The organism is Corynebacterium sp., assembly GCF_030532195.1.
Taxonomy (GTDB): Bacteria; Actinomycetota; Actinomycetes; order Mycobacteriales; family Mycobacteriaceae; genus Corynebacterium.
In genome coordinates this window covers 80421-98346 of sequence record NZ_JAUNLP010000004.1, presented here as the reverse complement: position 1 = coordinate 98346, position 17926 = coordinate 80421, and the positions used below count along the sequence as shown (strand labels likewise).

Here is a 17926-nt window from a genome sequence, read left to right as displayed (position 1 = left end):
CTCGTTATAGATAAGCTGGGCACTGTGGCTGAGAACTTGAAGACTCTTACATCCAATCTTTCCAAGCGTGGACCGCACCGCGTCATGGTCGGTGACCTCGCCTTTACCGGACTGCCCGGCAAGGTATATACCCCTGCCGAGGGAAACGGCATTCCTGGCATCGCGTTTGCACACGACTGGTGCACACCGATTGCGGAATACCATGCCACCCTGCGCCACCTGGCATCGTGGGGCATCGCTGTGGCCGCCCCGGATACCGAAAATGGAGTCGTAGCCGACCACCGCGGCCTGGCAAATGATTTGGAGACCGCGCTGCAGATTCTCGCAGGCGTCCGCCTCGGTGAGGGACAGGTCGTCGTTCATCCTAAGAAGCTCGGTGTCGCCGGCCACGGTATGGGCGCTGGTGTCGCAGTCCTCGCCGCAGCTGGTCACGACATCATTTCTGGCGTGGGCTGTGTCTTCCCCGCTACCACTGCCCCTTCTTCCACTGCCGCCGCCACCAATGTATCTGCGCCTGGTCTCATTTTGGCCCCGGGCGAGGACAAGTGGCTAGACCGCGGCAACCCGGCTCGTCTGGGCGTGAAGTGGAAGGGCGACATGGTTTACCGCGAAGTAGACGATGCCACTCAGGGCAGTTTCTCGGAAACTACTCTTCTGCGCCGTCTGGCCGGTTTCTCCAGCTCCAAGGTGAAGCACCAGGAGACCGCTCGCGCGGCACTTACTGGCTTCCTGCTGGCAACTGTCGGTGATGACAAGAAGTACGCCGACTTTGCTGACCCAGAAACCGAGATTAAGGGCACGACCAACCGCGACCTCGAGTGGCTGATCAAGCAGCTTCCGGAAAATCCGGAGCATTCGCTCATCCCTGGTAAATAAACCAGTCAGGATGCCCCTCTAATCGACTTCACAGTCGGTTTCGCCCGCTTATCAGTCTCGCGGCCGAACAGCCTCACCACCGCTCCCTTCGGCCGCCCCTGGCGACGCTGTTCGTCTTCGCGCACCGTCGCTACTTGCTCGCTCTTTCGCTCACGCGCTTGACGACGCTCTTCTAATCCTCGCAGTTTCTCCTGTGCTCTTTGTGCGGTTGATTCGAACTCCTGCCTCACAGCAGCAGCGGTGTCGTAATACGTCTGGCCTATGCGGTCATACTTCGCCGTATGCCTGCTTGGTGTACGTCCTGTCACTACCACTCACCTGCTGACGGTGTATTGACCGACCCTGCAGAATCATCAGACTCCTGTGCGTCGGGCACATCTTCAGGAGTCACGGGCGCCGTCTGCTGTGGAGTTGGCGCTGCCTCCGGCTCTGTTTCGGGTGTTGCAATTCCCAGATGCGCTAGCTTTTCAGCTGGCGGTGGTGGCTCTGGAGGTGGACACTCTTCCTCTACCACCGACTCCGGCTCCGGCGGCGGCGGTGGCGGCGGAGGGCAGTCTTCTTCTACCACGGGCTCGGGTGGCGGACATTCCTCTTCTGTTGCTGGAGCAACCACGCAGGGCGCTGAGTCAACTTCTACCGAGATCTCAAGGTTAAGCAGCGACGATGCATAGCCCTGCGCAATCCCTGCAATGCCAGCAGTAATGCCTGCAGTAATGCCCGATGTAATTCCCGTTGCCAACTCACCGACAAGACCTGCCGATGCCCCAACAGTCGCGCCGCTGCCTGAGCCTATTTCTACAGGAGCTGGCGGAGTCACTTCGGTGGGGATCATGATTGTTGATTGCCCTCCTCCACTTCCGACTCCGCTCGCGCACGCAACCGCAGTGACACCCGAGCAGGTGGCTACTGCAGGCGGCTCGGGCGGAGTTGCGACTACCGCAGACTCGGTGTCACAGGTCGCCTGTGCCAGACACTGCTCCACAGTGGAGTTTCGAGCCTCATAGAGCTGGTCTGTGGAATCGACAAGACACTCGCACATCTGGTGGGCAATCTGTGCTGCTTCTTGGCCGAACTCCGGATCGTCGACAAGCGCTTCGCACTGGTCCAAGATCTCGTCGGTCTGCTGCGTGATCTGCTCGGCCTGCTGCTCACAGTCTTCGAGAATCTCGTCGACCTTGGTGCCGCAGTCGCCCACGCTCTGCGCGCCATCGGCGGCATCGTCGTTGTGCTTTTGGCAGTCCTTAGCGGCGTCATCACAGCGCTCGCGCGTGGCATCGGCAGCATCGCCCTTTAGTCCGCCCCAATCAAAGGCCATGCCAATGGTCATGGTGGAGGCGATTACGCCGAGTGTTTCTGCGAATTTGGACAGCGGGCTGCTATTCCAGCCATCGGCACGCTTGATTTTGTCGAAGAGCTTCGGCAGCCTCTTGCCGATTCCTTTCAGCCCTCCCCTGGCACTGATGCGGCCGCCTCTTGATAGCACCCGACTTAGCAGCGGTATTATTCGCGCAACCCACGGCATTAGCTGGCCACCTCGATTCCGCTGAGCTGCGTGGCCCCAACATCGTCACCATCGGTGAACACCTGCCATTGCTCGCGGACCGCCGGTGCATGGCGCTCCAGTCCCGCGTACATAGCTTTGCCGTGAGCGCACAGCCTCGCAGCGGCCTCCTGCAACTGTGCACCGTGCTCAGCAAAGCCCTGGCCACAGGTAGTTGTGGCAATCTCCGGAGCACTGCGCCACTGCGCCTGCCCGGCGACCGCGTGCTGCTCCACACTCCTGGCTGCGGCAGCCACTGCCTCTGCCGAAAAGTGCACTCTATTGACTGCGGACACGAAAAATCCCCTTCCCCCGCGAAAAACAGTTCTCAATAACTGTTAGGCGCGGAAAAAGGGGATTCGGTTCCATCCAATATTTGCCCGGGTGCCCCCGCACCGGGGGCGGGACTCAAGCTACTTGCGCGCGCGGTAGATGCGCTTGCAGCCCTCAACACCGGCGAAGCTAAACGGACCGGTGCCAATCAGAGCGTCGTCGCCGAGGTTGGAGTAGTTACCCGGATCCTCATGAGTGACCTGGGCGTGAGCGTAGTAGGTCGGATCATCGAGCTTGACGCGAGACGCCAGCTCGCGCGCGTTTTCCTCGACGCGCAGCTGCGACTCGTAGCCCTCCACCACGGTTGCGGTGAAGAACTCGGCGACAGAACCCGAACCGTAGGAGGCAATGGCGACCTTCTTACCGGCCAGATCCTTCTCGGTGTCCAACAGGCCGAGCAGACCAAAGTATGCCGACGCAGTGTAGGAGTTACCGATGATGCGGTTGTACACCGTCGTTGGGCCGAGCTGACGAGTCTCGTCCTCAGCGGTGAGCTCGACACCATTGTTGGCCGACAGCTGGCGGTGAGCCTTGTAGGCCATCTTGGTAAACGGCTGGTGGTAGCTGAAGTAATCAATATCGCTGAAGCCGACGCCACCGCGTGCACGGTAGTCCTCATATGCACCCTGAACAGCATCGATGTAGGCGCTGATGGACAGCTTGCCCTCGACCATCGCCTGGCTGCGGTGGTTCGGACGCCAAAAGTCCATGACCTCGCGGGTGAACACGCCGGAGACCGGGTCGATATTCAGGATGCGCGGGTTGGCAGTGACCAGCATCGCCACGGCACCGGCACCCTGCGTCGGCTCAGCTGCGGAGTCCAGGTCATAGCGAGCAATATCGGAGGCTACGACAATAACCTTTTCCTCCGGATTGCGAGCAACCAGTGCGCAGGCGAACTGCAGCGCGGCAGTGCCGGAGTAGCAGGCCTGCTTCAGCTCCACCGAACGGGTCTGTGGAGCCAGCCCCACCAGTTCATGCACGTAGACCGCGGCGGCCTTCGACTGGTCAATGCCGGTCTCGGTCGCGAACATGATGGTGCGCACACCCTCAATGCCGTGACGATCGACAATCTTCTTGACCGCAGCCGCGGCCATCGTCACCGGGTCTTCATCGGACGCCACCACACTGGAGCGCTCCTGCCCCAGTCCCTTGTGGTACTTTGCCGGTTCTGCGCCCAGTCGCGGCGCAATATCGGCCAGGTCAATGCAGTACGAACCCGTCGCAAAGGCGATGTCATCAATACCGATCGGGGTCACATTGCTTGTTGTCATCAAAACCGTGCCTTCACTGCCTTTACAGTTTTCAGAAATACAGGGCAATTATCGGGTGAGATAAATTTTGCCCACAAAAAGTTAAATACCTACTACAAAAATCTAGCGCGTTCACCTGAGATTTGCCTTAGGTTTTGCGAATTTTTGCAAAACCCGCTTCACTACTTCTTCGCGCGCTCAATCGCGACGTGAGCCTCCATCAGCTCACCCGGATTCGTCTGCGCAGCCAGCAGAGACAGCTCACCGCACCACACAATCGCCGCGCAGCACGCTGCTAGACGACGTGCATTCTCGCCCGGCTCACGGTCCTCCTTGCAGCCGAGTGCGGTGAGGTTCTTCTCCACGAAGTCCAGGCCCTTACCATTGCCGACCGACCCGACGATCAAGTGCGGCAGGGTGCAGCTAAAGCGCACGGAGCCGTCGTCAAGCGCCTCGACCTGCGTGAGTCCCTGCGAGCCTTCGACGATGTTCGCGGCATCCTGACCGGTGGCCAGGTAGAAGCCCAGCAGCATGTTGGCGTAGTGAGCGTTACCGCTGCGCAGCGAACCGGCCATGATGGAGCCGACGAGATTCTTGCGCTCGTTGAGCTCGGCCAAACGCTTGGCGGTGGTGCGCAGACGTTCACGGACAACCGGCTCCGGAATGACGGCCTCGGCGATGACGTACTTGCCGCGGCCGAGAATGCCGTTGACGGCGGAGGTCTTCTTGTCGGTGCAGTAGTTACCGGAGATGGAGCCGTAACCCAACTCTGGCATCTGCTCCATGAGGTAGGACATCAGGCGCTCGGAAGCCAGCGTTGCCATGTTGTGGCCCGAGGCATCACCAGAGAAGAAATCAAAACGGACAAACAGCAGGCGCGAGGCGATCTGGAAGTGGATGTCGACCAGCTTGGCAAAGCGGGAGGAGGACTCCACGACCTTCTTCAGCTCGTCATAGCGAGCGGCAATATTGTCGCGCGCTTGAACCGCAGCAGCTGCCGAATCGAGGGTGAAAATCACCGAACGAGTCATCTTCTCGCTGACCAAGGTACAGGTAATACCGCCCTCAATCATGCGAGAGACCTTCGCACCGCGACCGCACGACGGCCACAGCGGAGTCTCATAGGTCGCCAGCGGAATCTTGACCTCGTCATTCATGACATTGCCGCTAATGCGCACCGGGCCAATCCAACTCAGCGGTACCTGTGCATATTCCAGGTCGTGGGTGGTGTTTTCAGCCATTGTCGTAGCCGACCCTTTCTAGTTCGTTTCAGTTATATCGGCAGCTTCGCCGACTCTGCCTAAATTCTACGGTCAAAAACCTGTGGTCAAAGTTTCGTGGCAAGCGTAAGCGGCAGTGGCTGGATTCCCGCCGCCTGCCACTTGGTAGCAATGCCCGTGACATCGCTATCAGCGGCAACCAGCGCAATCCCACAATCTCCGCCGCCGGAGCCACTACTCTTGCCTGCACCAGTTGCGCTAGTGGCAATATCGGCCAGCGCCGCCAGCTTCTCCGTTTCTATGATGAGATTGCGATCGCGCTCATAGTCCTGCAACAGCGCACGATTTTCGCGCAGGCAGGCAAAGGCCGCGGCGTGGTCTCCGTCGGCAAGCGCCTGCCAGAGCTTTTCGCTTAACGACGAAACACTGCGTACAAACTCCGCGTCAGCACCGCCGGCCTTCGCCAATTGCGAATCGGTCTTGACGGGGCTACCAGTCCAGCCGACCAGGAGTTTTAGCCCGCCAAGGTCATGGCGAGATTCGATACGCAGGTTCGGCCAGGTGACCTCGGTAGCAGCCACTGGATCGGCCTTGACCATGGCTGCCAGCGCCTTGGGGTTTGGGCGGCGGTAGAGCACGACCCCGCCGTGTGAGGAGCAAGCGATGTCCCCGCCGGAGCCAGCAGCGCCCGCGAGCCACGTGGCCACAGAGGCAATCTTGTAAACGTCCAGCGAATCCAGCGCCAATCCCAGCTGTTGGCCCAGCGCACGGGTGACTGCCACCGCCACCGCGCCTGAAGAACCCAGCCCGTACTTGGCACCACTTGCCGCGTCATCGAGGTCGGACTCGATGCTGAGGCTAACTGGCAGGGCGGCGAGCCCATGGCGGCTGGCAATGCGGTAAACCAGGGAAATGACGTGAGTGACAATGTCATCCGGCGCGTCCACGTCGATGACACGTCCCTGCTCCGGGTAGTAAGAGGAGAAAATGCGCGGCTGCTCGCCGTCCCCGCAGAAAGTCGCGGTCGCTGTGACATAGCGATTTACACCGGCGATGACGGCCAGGCCATCTTCATCCATGACCGCGTACTCGCCTGTTAGATACAGCTTGCCGCAGCCGCGTCCGACCGCGGCTTTTGCTGCAGTAGCCGCTTTCGCCTTACTCAACAATCCTCTTTCTTAAACCTCGCACCAAGTGCCTCACACCAGGTAAGCACCGGGGCCCGAGCCGGAGACCAGCACATCGATGTCGGCAAACTCGGCGCGGAACCGCTCCGCGATCGCCTCGGCATCGGCGCTCCGGCACAGCACCTTCACATTCGGCCCGGCATCCATGGTGGCGTAGCACTCGGTGCCCTCGTCACGCAGCGTGGCGACGAGATCCAGCGCCGCCACCGAATCTGGATTCCAGTAACGCACCGGCGGAAGTGCACCGAGCATGGTGGCATGCATGCGCATGGCGTTGGCCTCTGCCAGCTCGCCCACCGCAGTGAAATCCGCGGCCGCAATTGCTGCCTTCATCTGCTCGATATCGCGCGGCACTTGTTCCACCCAGGCCGGAAAGAACGGTGAGGTCTGCACCGTGCGGCGCATGGCGGCACGACTGTCAATCTTCTTGCGCCCAGGCGCCAGCACCGCCACCACCAGCGAGAGGTCCAGCCCCGAATCCGGCAGCGCCACCGCGTGGCTGGAGGCGTCATCGTCACCCGGCAGCCATTCCACGAGACCGCCGAAAATGGAGCGACACGCAGAACCGGAGCCGCGGCGAGCCAGTGCCGAGAGCTGCTCTGGGGTGTAATCGAGACCATAGGCCTTAGCCGCAGCCAGTGCGAGTGCCGCAAAGCCCGAGGCCGACGATGCCAGCCCCGCCCCCGTTGGAATCTCATTGGTACTGGTCACCGTGGCAAAACTAGCACTGCCCGCGCGCTCGCGCACCAAATCCAAAAACTTCTGGACACGGCTTAAGTCCTTGCCGACCATCTCCTGGCCGTTCAGAGTACCCGAGTCGGCTGTGGCGCTGGAATCGTCGATAAGCGAAACTGTCGTTGTCGTCGGCGCGATGCCGAGTGTGAGAGACAGTGACCCCGTGGCGGGCAGCTGTACGGCTTCATCGCGCTTGCCCCAGTACTTGATCAGGGCGATGTTGGGATGCGCGATGGCGGTAGCGGATGTTGTCACGACGGATTGACCTCCACAGTCCAAGTAGCAACAGCATTGGCGCCCATCATGGCATGGCTGACCAGATCAGCCTGATCTGCGGAGTCCGCCAGCGCCATCACGCAGCCCCCACAGCCAGCGCCGGTGAGCTTGGCGCCTTCGGCACCCGCCAGACGCGCGGCGGTCACCAGATCGGTGATGGACTCATGCCCCACGCCGAGCTCTTCGAGAGCTTCCTGCGCCGCATCCATGCGGTGCCCCAGACGCGTGACATCGCCCCTGGCCAAGTTGCGCACGGCCGAATCAGTCAGCTGCTCCAAGTTGTCCAGCAGTTCCTGGCCGCGCACGCGGTGCGAATCGACGAAACCGCGCACACGAGCGACGGCCAGCGACGTGGAACCACGCACGCCGGTATCACCGATGACCAGCCACATCTTCTTGCCCACCTCGAGGGGACGGAAATCCCCCTGCTTGAAGTAGACCGGTCGCGTGGCACGAGTGGCAATGGCATCCATGCCAGACGGATTGCCGTGAGCGAGGCGCTCGGCCTCCTGCACCAGATCAAAACGCTGCTTTTCCGTCAGCGTGCCGTCGGCGAAATCACGCACGGCCTCCACCAGCGCATGTGCCACGGCGGCGGAACCGCCCAGCCCCGCAGCCGGTGGAATGCCGGAGCGCAGACGCACCAGCATATTGCGCTCTGGCAGATCAAAGGTGCGCAAGCCCGCGCGCAGTGCGGCGGCGATGGAGGCAAAGCGCTCCGGCAGCTCATCGATGCTGATGACCTCGCCGTCCATGGAGAACAGCACCGGCGAATCCTCCACCACGTCAATCGTGGCCATCGTGCGCAGGGAGGTCACGGGCAGTGCGATTGCCGGCTTGCCGAAGACCACCGAGTGCTCACCAATCAGAATGGACTTGGCGTGCGCTTCACCGAAGGCAGTGCCTTTATCCCCTGTCAGCGAGTAGTACTCCCCAGTCTCCAGATCCGGGTCCTTATCAATGCCATAACCATCGACGCTGGCGTTATCTACGCTGGTCACGAGGCTACACTTCCTTTTCCGAGACCGACTGTGCAGCGGCCTGCGCCGCTGCTGGACCATGAATGCCCGGCACTCCCTCAATGTCGAAACCGAACTTTGCGAACTTCTCCGCCCCAACGCCCCAGACGTGGTTGAACCACTGCGTCATCGGCTCATTGGCACGGCGCTCGGCCAACTCCTGCGGCATCACGTAGATAACCTCGTCTACCTCGTCAGGGTTGATATCCACAGAATCGGTATCAACATAGCCGGCATAGACGTGGTTGTACTCATACTCCGCAAGTCCCGAGCGATCGTCGGTGACTCGGTAGATGACAATGCCAATCTCCTCCAAGTCGGAGACGGTTGCACCCAGCTCTTCGCGTGCACGACGCTCCACCGCCTGCGCCACAGGCTCTCCCGGCAGCGGGTGCGAGCAGGTCGCATTCGTCAGCAACAGCGGCGAGTGGTACTTGCCCTCTGCTCGTCGCTGCAGCAGCATGCGACCTTCGTGGTCAAAGAGGAACAGCGAGAAAGCACGGTGCAAAATTCCCGGTGGAACGTGCGCTTCCAGCTTGCCGACGGTACCGAGCACGCGCCCCTCATCATCGACAACCTCGACTTGGATGTCTGCTTCACCTGGGGCGAAGCGGGCCTTAATGTCCTCTAGAGCATCGTTCATTTCCACACTCCTGACTCTAGACGGCAGCTACCACAGCAGCTAGCTCGCCTGCGATCTTTCGCGCCGACTCCCCGTCAGCAGCCTCCACCATCACACGGAACAATTCCTCAGTGCCGGAAGGGCGCAGCAGCACACGTCCCGTCGTGCCCAGCTTCTCCTCCGCCCGAGCAATGGCGGCCTTGACGTCCTCCGACTCCAAAATGGCGGCCTTGTTGGACACCGGCACATTAATCAGCGTCTGCGGCAGCACCTTCATCACACTTGCGAGCTCTGCCAGCGACTTTCCGGTCTGGGCCATGCGCGCCATCAGGTACAGACCGGTCAGCGTGCCGTCACCGGTGGTGGCGTGGTCCGGAATCACGACATGCCCCGATTGCTCACCGCCGAGCGAGTAGCCACCGGCATTGAGGTCGGCCAAAACGTAGCGGTCGCCCACCTTGGTAGTGCGCAGTGCAATATCGTGCTTTTCCATTGCCAGCTTCAGGCCGAGGTTACTCATTACCGTCGCCACCAGCGTGTTGTGGTGCAGCAGGCCCTCTTCCTTCATGGCCACCGCCAGGATTGCCATAATCTGGTCGCCATCGACGACGTTGCCCTGCGAGTCCACTGCCAGGCAGCGGTCAGCATCACCATCGTGAGCCAGACCCAGGTCAGCGCCGTGCTCCAGCACTGCCGAGCGCAGCACATCGATGTGTGTGGAGCCGCAGCCGTCGTTAATGTTGTAGGAATTCGGCTTGTTGTGGATTGCCACCACATCTGCACCGGCGGCCGCGTAGGCCATCGGTGCAGCCTGCGAGGCCGCACCATTGGCGCAGTCCACGACGACGCGAATGCCGTCGAGCTTGGCGCCGACAGCGCGCGACAGGTGGAACAGGTAACGGTCGAGGCCGTCCGGCGCCTCTTCAATTACGCGACCAACGCCAGTTCCCGTAGGTCCGGTCTCCGGGAGGTGCTCGAGTGCCAGCTCGATTTCCTTCTCCACGGCGTCGTCAAGCTTCGTGCCGCCAGCTGCGAAGAACTTGATGCCGTTGTCCGGCATCGGGTTGTGCGAGGCGGAGATCATCACGCCCATGTCCGCGCCGTAGTCGTCGGTGAGAAACGCGACTGCCGGAGTTGGCAGCACGCCGACGCGCAGCACATCAACACCCTGCGATGCCATGCCAGCGGACAGCGCAGCGGCGAGCATCTCACCGGACACACGCGGATCGCGGCCGACGATAGCCAGCGGGCGACGCCCCGACGGATTAGTGCCACTGGTGAGCACCGTCGCTGCAGCAGCGCCCAGCTTCAAGGCCATTGGTGCGGTCAGCGTCTTATTTGCCAACCCGCGGACGCCATCAGTTCCGAAAAGACGTGCCATTATTGCTAGACCACTCCTTGGGGGTTTTAAGTGTCAATGCTGTAATACTTTAGCCGTTTGAGGTTCTTGTTCCAGATTAACCACACGATACGATCGGCTGCGGATCGTAAACCGTCGTCGTCGTCTCGCGCGAGATCTCCGCGCCCGACAGATCTCGGATGATGCGCGTGTCTGAAGTGGTAAAGCCCGGCGCGCCTGACGACGGCTGGCAGTTGTCACCACTTACCTGCATTGTCGTGGGCGAAGTCGGAGCCCAGCGGCCGCCATTGACCGACTCCACATCAACCTTCTTCACGCCCTTGATGCGCACCGTCACCTCCGAGTCCGTGGCGAAGGACTCGATAATAATGGGCGTATCGGAGGAGTTCTTAAATGCCAGATCAATAGCACCCTCATACACAGTGGCCTCACGACCTGCTGGGTAGCGCGAAATGTAGTAGCTGTGTGGCGTGTGAGTGACATCCTCCATGCCGGCGAAGTACGAGGCGTTGTACAACGTAGTTGCAAACTGACTGATGCCACCGCCGACTGCGGTATCGGCGTGACCGTTGAGAATAATGCCGGACTCCACAAAACCCTGTGCAGTTCCGCGCGGTCCCGTATAGCCATTGAGGCTAAACGTGTCACCCGGGGCAACGAACGCACCATTGACCATCTGCGCGACCAGGCGGATATTGGTGCCCGATGCCGCACTGAATCCACCCGTGGTGAACTCACCGATGACATCATCGAACGTGGCGTGTTCCGCCTGCTCGGTGGTGTAGGTCGCGGGCTTGTCCTCGTAGACCGCATCGAAGACGCGCTCGTCCTGCGAAGTCACGCGCGGGGCGAAGTCCTTCATCGTCTCGTCCCATTTCACGGCGACACCGTCTTGCGACGGTATGACCTCGCGCGCACCGCCGTCGAAGCGTAACGACGCATTGCGCTTCTCCACCTCGGTCTCGCTGAGACCTTCTGCGAGAATCTCCTGCGCACGATCGACGTTGACATCGGCGGCCAGCTTGCCGTCACGAGATACAAAATTCACAATCTCGCCCATGCGCTCCGGCGGGATAATGCCATCGATGTTGTCGCGGCCCTTGGCGATAATCGGAGACGAAACTGCAGCTGCCGCCTCACCTTCAGCCGCCTCGCGAACCTGGTCTTCACCGATAACCGGATCCTGCTCCGTCGGCTTGATATCAATGCCGCCGGGCAGCAGCCACTTGGCGACCAAGTCATCGCTGACCGCGGTGCGATCGACATTTTGGCCAATGACCGGAGGGGTTTGCTCTACACGGCCGTCGACAAGCTTGACCTCACCGTCGACCGCCGGAATGGACAACTCGGTGACCAGACGATCGACCTGCGGCTGAAACTTCGCCTGATCGACGTCACTGACCAGATCGAGCTCACGCTCGGTGAAGAAACTGCGAACCCACGTGATTGGATTGGCCGTCTGCTTGCCAGCTCGGTTGACGGTTTCCTCCCAGTTGATGCTGAGACCGGCATCAACGGGCAGCACCTCGGCGGCGCGCTCACCTGCCCGCAGACGCACCGGATGGGTGGCGATGTCGCCCAGTTCCTCCTCGAGCTTCGCCTCGGCATGGTTAGCACTCAGCGTGGAGATATCGACTCCCGCGACGGTGGAGCCGCGTGGCACATGGCCCTTGTTCAGGACGTAGTCAACCGCGAAGAACACGCCGAAAAGAGCGAAGATACCGACGATGACGCCGAAGGTAATCTTCGCCCCGCGGTGCTTTGATGAGGATTGCTGCTTTGTCACAAACCCTCACCTTACCGTTAAAGTGCGATTTCCTTTTAGTTTGCTACCTGCTAGCTAGACTCCACAGATCGTAGGAATGCGCTTGTCGTTCTTTGTGTACTGCTTAAACGCATCGTCAATGGCATCGGCATAGACCTCGGCACCTGCCGGGGTCGGGTGAATGAGATCGGCGCGCAACTTGGACTGATCATCGCGGACACCATGGCACCAGTCGGCAACATAGACATTGTCCCGCTTCTTGGCGGCGTCGAGAACTTCCTTTTCAGACTGCGGCATCCATACTCGGTCACCGTAGGGATTAATAAGGACAACGATGCGATCTTTACCGAGCGAATCGAGAATGTCATCCAGCAGCTCATCACTGGATGCCGCGGCGGACTGGTTGATGCCAAGGCCCAGCACGACGAAGGAGTCAAGGGTGCCGGCGGCCTTCATGCTCTCGATGATGGCCGGCGCAGCCGGATAGCCGCGTGAGACCGCGGCATCGATGTAGATTCCGGGGAACTTCTCCTCCAACGCCTGCGAGGAGGCCAGCATCACCGAATCGCCGATTGCTGTGATTTGGTCACCTCGCGGCATAACGCGCTTGGCCAACTCCGCCTTCTCGGCCTTTTCGGCCTTCGCACGCTGATCTGCAGCCAGCTGGAGCTGTTCTTCCAGACGAGTCATCTTCGGGGCCGTAAGCATGCCGAAAGCAGCGCTGGCGACGACAACTAGCGCCAGACCGGCGGCAACACGCGGCTGCCACGTACCGGCGTAGCTCGTGCCGGAAAACTGTGACAACCAGCCGCGGTAGCCCATGCGGCGAATCGGTGTCTCAACATTCTTGTACGACCAATTGGCCAGCAGCAACGACAGCGCAATGCCAGCAAATGCCGCCGGAGCCTCATACTGCGCTGCCTCCATACGATCCAGCAGCTCACGGATGAGCACGATAATCGGCCAGTGCCACAGGTACAGCGAGAAGGAGACCTTGCCCAACCAGCACAGCGGGTTCCACTCGAAAATCTGACGCACCGGTGATGCACCGCGTACGACGAGATAGAGCGTGGCCGCGGTCAGCAGCGATGCGAATACCAACCCACCCTGATAGGTCACCGACGAGGTATCTGCCATAGTGAACAGCACCAAGCCGAGGAAGATCAGCGGTAGTGATGCAACAACAAACGCCTGCGCGGAGCTGCCGAAGAAATCACGAAGCAGCGGTTCCCTTCTCGGCCAGGAGTCCGCCTCCGAGCGTGCCGATGTCGATGTCAGCACCAATGCCAGCGCCGCGCCAAAGAGAAGGCCGAAAGCATGTGTATCCGTGCCGTAGTAAACACGTGTGGGGTCGGCGTCTGGATCATAGCGGCTGACCATCCACACAAATGAGGCAGCGGCACCGACACCAGCGACCGTTGCCATTTTCTTATAGGACAACTTCAAGGCAGCCAGGGCCACAAAGATCAACGGCCAGAACAGATAGAACTGCTCCTCTACCGCCAATGACCAGTAGTGAGCTAGCAGCTGCACCCCGGAGTCAGCGAAATAGGACTGAGAGCCGGCAATCTGTGTCCAGTTATTGACGAAAAAGATTGTGCCGAAAAACTGCGTCGTTAAGCCGACTGCTGGATCTCCGCCGATCAAACCTGCGACGGCGACCGAAATGAACAGCACGAACATGGCCGCTGGTGCGATGCGACGCAGACGCCGAAGCCAGAAATCCTTCAGATTGATGCGGCCGGTAACGGCGTGCTCGCGCACCAACAGCGAAGTGATCAGGAAGCCGGAGAGCACGAAGAAAATGTCCACACCGATGTAACCGCCGGGCAGGACATTGTCGAAGTAGTGGTAAATCACCACTGTCGAGACAGCGAGGCCGCGCAGCCCGTCAATTCCGGGCACGCGACGAATACGAAACGGGTGCTTCGATGGCTTCGACGCGCTAGACATCTTCGTCGAGTCGGTGATCTTTGTAGTAATCGTGCTCACCGCCAATGAAACTTCCTTCTTAACTTGCACTTCGTAAGTGGGTCGCGAGACCGGATTGTATCGGACAAGTGTCAAACCTACGGGGCTTTATCAAGAAATGCAGCTATCGCAGGTTATCGGTGCGTTTTGGTTTTCCACACGGCACTTTATAGCAAAAAAGCACCTCTGACCTGCGAAAAAATTGCAAGCCAAGGTGCTTTCTTGAATGCTCGCCACACCAATTGGTGCAGGATGCGAAGAGGCAGTAAAGCTTAGCGCTTGGAGTACTGCGGAGCGCGACGGGCCTTGTGCAGACCAGCCTTCTTGCGCTCGACGGCACGAGCATCGCGGGTGAGGAAGCCAGCCTTCTTCAAAACGCTGCGCTCCTCCGGGTTGAACTCGTTGAGTGCACGAGCGATAGCCAGGCGCAGAGCACCGGCCTGACCGGACGGGCCACCACCGTTGATGTTGGCCTTGATGTCGAACTGGTTCTCACGCTCGACCAGGACCAGCGGGTCCTTGATTTCCTGCTGGTGCAGCTTGTTCGGGAAGTAATCCTCGATCTCGCGGCCGTTGCAGACGATCTTGCCGGAACCGGCGGTCAGGACGACGCGAGCGACGGCGCGCTTACGACGACCAACGGTCTGGATCGGGCGGTCCAGGGTCAGCGGAGCTGCCGGAGCCTCGACCTCGTCAGCCTCGGTTGCAACTGCATCGCCGATGGAGGAGGTGAACTCCTCGGTGGCAGCAGCAGCGGCAGCCTGAACATCGTCGTAGGAAGCCTCGGTGGCCTCTACGTTCTGGTTCTCATTGACATCCTGTGGGTTGGTCACTGTGCCACCGCCTTGATCTCGTAGTTTTCAGGCTTCTGACCGGCGAACGGGTGCTCAGAGCCGGCGAAGACGTGCAGCTTCTTGATGGACGCACGGGAAAGCTTGTTGTGCGGCATCATGCCCTCAATAGCCTCAGCGATAACGCGCTCCGGGTGAACCTCGAGAGAACGACCCAGGGTCATCGACTTCAGGCCGCCCGGGAAGCCCGAGTGGCGGTAGCGCATCTCACGTTCCCGCTTGTTAGAGGAGACGTGCACCTTATCGGCGTTGATGATGATGACGTGGTCACCGCAGTCGACGTTCGGGGCGAAGTATGCCTTGCCCTTACCGCGCAGCAGATCTGCGGCGTGAGTAGCCAGACGGCCGAGAACAACGTCGGTAGCGTCGATGACGTACCACTTGCGCTCGATGTCACCGTCCTTCGGATGGAAAGTAGACAACATGACTCCTTTTAGGGTCCGTGTAGATTTGCCAGCCACTGTGCACACTGTTGTTCCTCCCCGGCGGCCGGTGGAGACCCGAGGCAACATCGATGTGTGCGCACACAGATTGGCTACTTTACCCTGCGTACGCCGGATAACAAAAAAGCCAGTCTCCCCCTCCCCAATGAGACTGGCTTTTCTGCTCCCCCGCGGTAGTAAATGCTCCCCAATATTCCCTCCCCGGGGAGCATATTTATTTTTAGGCGGCAGGCCCTTTTACGCGCTCGCTTATCCCCCGCTTGTCCTCGCTTATCCCCAACTAGCAGCAGCGCGGCGGTTGATATCAGCCATGCGGTCGCTGCCAGCGCTGACAGTGTCAGCGATGGTGTTCAAGATGACGTTGAGCTCTTCAGCTGCGCTATCCCATTGCCGCTGTGCATTCTGATAGGACTCCGAGGAGTCACCTTCCCAGGTTGCCACCATTGGTGCGATGCGCTTCTTCAAATCCCCCAGCAGATTATTGATAGAGCCGGACGTCGAGCGAATGTCCGACGCCGCACCGTTGATGCCACCAAAGCCGTAATGAATCGGTTCCATGAAACTATTGCCTCCTTATATATGTTTCGGTTTTTTAGATTTCCGGTTAGAGATTGAGCAGCGACGCTCCGGCGGCAGCAACCTGCTTCAGCGATGCTGCACCTTCTTCCTCGCCCTCATCGAAGCTGGTGGAATTGGCACGAATGTTGTCTGCGATATCGCTGAGCGCATTCGACAGCCGAATCGCCGCATCATCCCAGCGCAGCATCAGGTCATCGAAGCTGTTCTTGGCCTGACCCTTCCAATCCCCCGCCAAACCATCAACGACGCCTCGAATTCGGCTCAGTTCTCCCTGAGCTTCCGAATTGACACCATCGACATCACCGGCCGTGGTGACCATCTGGTCAGATTCAGCTGCAAAAATGTTAGCCACGTTGTGTCCCCCTTTAATTTTGAGTGTGGAATGTGACTGCTTTACGACGGTTCTCACTTTCCCCACGTGAGAATCTTTTAACTCCCCCGCGTTAAAACCCCGTCATATTGTTTGGCGCGAAAAACCTCGTTTCGGTTCCATTTTCCTTTTTCTTCCTGCACCCCCGACTACCCCCCCCCCGCCCCCCCCGACAGTGATTTTTACAGCTCGGGCCTGGCACTTTGCACAGCACGATCGCATACCGGTCGGCTCTCGGGAATCTGTGAACCTCGGAATTGACACCCCACGCTGATCTGCACGCTATCGACAATCTTGTGATGCCACAGCACCACCGAATTGCCGGACGGCAAGCGCTCAACAACGACCACAACGTCCAGGCCCATCACGTGCTTGCGCTCTGGAGTCGACTTAGTGGGATCTGCCGCCGTATCACTGCTCAACCCGGCGACCACGTGATCGAGGGTCGTCGTGTCCGTGAGCGGATACGCCAGCGCAAGCACACGCATATCGCCACCATCCACGGCTGTCATGCGATCAAGTGGGCTTGTTGGATCGAGTTGCCACTCACCGGGGAAGGTCACTGCCACACCGGCTCCTGTCAGTGTGACCTCCGGTGGTGGTTCAGGAGGCGGCGACATTGTGGGTGATGACCGGCGTGGCAAATCGGTGGTAATACCGTCATCGATGTCGCTGTCGGTCCCCTCACTGACGCGCCAGGCCACGACTGAGATGACCACGACCAACAGCAACAATGTCGCTATAACTAGCATCGGTACCACGCCGCTCGGCCTGCCAGCCGTCGCTGCGGTGCCTACATGGTCTGCGGTGTCTGCGCCCTCTACATCCGCCGGCGGCTGATGCACCGAGGTCAGGGCACTGGCTTCGGCGGGCTCTGCAAGTCGGTCCGCTGGACAGTCGAAGACCAAGAAACCGCGATCGCGCAACCGGTCAGCAAGCAGTGCGCGCCTCGGCTGAGTCATCCCCGGTGGCACTTCGGCCACGATGAACTCAATGTCCTCCTGCCAGCGCGGTGGATATTCGGTAATGCCACGGCCTCCGGAGACCTCAACATCATCCGGCATTCCCAATGGCTGCTCCGGATAGACCGTGAGTTGATACGCCAGTGCAATGACCGTTTCGACCAATGCGGCACCGTCATCGGCGGTTACCAAATGTGTCATTCGGCTGGCAGGTGACTCGCCACTTACTCGTGTCACACAGACGCGGCTGGGTTCCACTTCAACCACAATGCTGTGAGCCACCGTTGGTGCGTCGAGCTCTAGCACTGCGTCGGCAAGCGGAAGGAGATACGGATTGAGCTCGGCGTCCAGCAGTGCGAGTGCGAGGCGCTGCTGTCTGGGAACGCCCCAGTAGCTGGGCACGATGACGGTGTGCATGCTGTCGAGGAGATGCCGCGGGCCGATGATATCTACAACTTCGCCATCATCGGGTGCGCTTAATCCCCACAGATGCCACGTGCCATGACGCAGCGTGGGCAGCTGCTCGGAAGCTGTTACTTGGTTGCGCACATCCACTTTCATCAT

18 protein-coding genes are annotated in these 17926 nt (G+C 60.0%); 1 reads left to right on the top strand and 17 read right to left on the bottom strand.

Annotated elements, in window-relative coordinates:
• The first annotated feature begins 24 nt into the window (after positions 1 to 24).
• Positions 25 to 876 (top strand): dienelactone hydrolase family protein, encoded by an 852-nt coding sequence (locus Q4E11_RS05855; protein WP_303164368.1) that lies wholly within the window; start codon positions 25 to 27, stop codon positions 874 to 876.
• 5 nt (positions 877 to 881) lie between these two features.
• Here the strand turns inward: Q4E11_RS05855 and Q4E11_RS05850 are convergent, their stop codons facing one another.
• From Q4E11_RS05850 to Q4E11_RS05770, 17 genes are all read right to left on the bottom strand, one after another.
• The gene (locus tag Q4E11_RS05850) at positions 882 to 1184 is read right to left on the bottom strand and encodes a hypothetical protein (protein ID WP_303164367.1); all 303 of its coding nucleotides are present in this window, start codon (positions 1182 to 1184) and stop codon (positions 882 to 884) included.
• The gene (locus Q4E11_RS05845; RefSeq protein WP_303164365.1) at positions 1184 to 2359 is read right to left on the bottom strand and encodes a hypothetical protein; all 1176 of its coding nucleotides are present in this window, start codon (positions 2357 to 2359) and stop codon (positions 1184 to 1186) included. Before Q4E11_RS05845 ends, Q4E11_RS05850 begins: the two co-directional genes overlap by 1 nt.
• A 38-nt stretch (positions 2360 to 2397) precedes the next feature.
• Positions 2398 to 2712, bottom strand: a complete 315-nt coding sequence (locus tag Q4E11_RS05840; protein ID WP_303164364.1) for a hypothetical protein — start codon at positions 2710 to 2712, stop codon at positions 2398 to 2400.
• 117 nt (positions 2713 to 2829) lie between these two features.
• The gene (locus Q4E11_RS05835) at positions 2830 to 4023 is read right to left on the bottom strand and encodes a hydroxymethylglutaryl-CoA synthase (protein WP_303164363.1); all 1194 of its coding nucleotides are present in this window, start codon (positions 4021 to 4023) and stop codon (positions 2830 to 2832) included.
• Positions 4024 to 4184: 161 nt separating this feature from the next.
• Positions 4185 to 5243: a hydroxymethylglutaryl-CoA reductase gene (locus Q4E11_RS05830; RefSeq protein WP_303164362.1), complete on the bottom strand. Its 1059-nt coding sequence runs from the start codon at positions 5241 to 5243 to the stop codon at positions 4185 to 4187.
• A gap of 86 nt (positions 5244 to 5329) precedes the next feature.
• On the bottom strand, positions 5330 to 6388 hold the full coding sequence (locus tag Q4E11_RS05825; RefSeq protein ID WP_303164361.1) for a phosphomevalonate kinase: 1059 nt from the start codon (positions 6386 to 6388) through the stop codon (positions 5330 to 5332).
• A gap of 33 nt (positions 6389 to 6421) precedes the next feature.
• Positions 6422 to 7399 carry a diphosphomevalonate decarboxylase gene (gene mvaD / locus Q4E11_RS05820; protein ID WP_303164359.1) on the bottom strand — a complete coding sequence of 326 codons (978 nt, stop codon included), beginning with the start codon at positions 7397 to 7399 and terminating at the stop codon, positions 6422 to 6424.
• The gene (mvk, locus tag Q4E11_RS05815) at positions 7396 to 8421 is read right to left on the bottom strand and encodes a mevalonate kinase (RefSeq protein WP_303164358.1); all 1026 of its coding nucleotides are present in this window, start codon (positions 8419 to 8421) and stop codon (positions 7396 to 7398) included. Before mvk ends, mvaD begins: the two co-directional genes overlap by 4 nt.
• Before the next feature lie 4 nt (positions 8422 to 8425).
• Positions 8426 to 9082, bottom strand: coding sequence for an isopentenyl-diphosphate Delta-isomerase (idi, locus tag Q4E11_RS05810; protein ID WP_303164357.1), 657 nt, complete (start codon positions 9080 to 9082; stop codon positions 8426 to 8428).
• Positions 9083 to 9098: 16 nt separating this feature from the next.
• On the bottom strand, positions 9099 to 10442 hold the full coding sequence (gene glmM / locus Q4E11_RS05805) for a phosphoglucosamine mutase (protein ID WP_303164356.1): 1344 nt from the start codon (positions 10440 to 10442) through the stop codon (positions 9099 to 9101).
• A 76-nt stretch (positions 10443 to 10518) separates the two neighbouring features.
• A complete protein-coding gene (locus Q4E11_RS05800; RefSeq protein ID WP_303164354.1) occupies positions 10519 to 12207 on the bottom strand; it encodes a VanW family protein in 1689 nt (562 codons plus the stop codon).
• 54 nt (positions 12208 to 12261) lie between these two features.
• Positions 12262 to 14178 carry an acyltransferase family protein gene (locus Q4E11_RS05795; protein WP_303164352.1) on the bottom strand — a complete coding sequence of 639 codons (1917 nt, stop codon included), beginning with the start codon at positions 14176 to 14178 and terminating at the stop codon, positions 12262 to 12264.
• Positions 14179 to 14429: 251 nt separating this feature from the next.
• A complete protein-coding gene (rpsI, locus tag Q4E11_RS05790; RefSeq protein WP_303164351.1) occupies positions 14430 to 14990 on the bottom strand; it encodes a 30S ribosomal protein S9 in 561 nt (186 codons plus the stop codon).
• The gene (rplM, locus tag Q4E11_RS05785; protein WP_005509852.1) at positions 14987 to 15430 is read right to left on the bottom strand and encodes a 50S ribosomal protein L13; all 444 of its coding nucleotides are present in this window, start codon (positions 15428 to 15430) and stop codon (positions 14987 to 14989) included. The genes rpsI and rplM overlap by 4 nt, the downstream gene beginning before the upstream one ends.
• 291 nt (positions 15431 to 15721) lie before the next feature.
• On the bottom strand, positions 15722 to 16009 hold the full coding sequence (locus Q4E11_RS05780) for a WXG100 family type VII secretion target (protein WP_303164350.1): 288 nt from the start codon (positions 16007 to 16009) through the stop codon (positions 15722 to 15724).
• Positions 16010 to 16055: 46 nt separating this feature from the next.
• Complete coding sequence (locus tag Q4E11_RS05775) at positions 16056 to 16382, bottom strand: WXG100 family type VII secretion target (RefSeq protein WP_303164349.1); 327 nt, start codon at positions 16380 to 16382, stop codon at positions 16056 to 16058.
• Positions 16383 to 16582: 200 nt separating this feature from the next.
• Positions 16583 to 17926: a type VII secretion-associated protein gene (locus Q4E11_RS05770; RefSeq protein WP_303164348.1), complete on the bottom strand. Its 1344-nt coding sequence runs from the start codon at positions 17924 to 17926 to the stop codon at positions 16583 to 16585.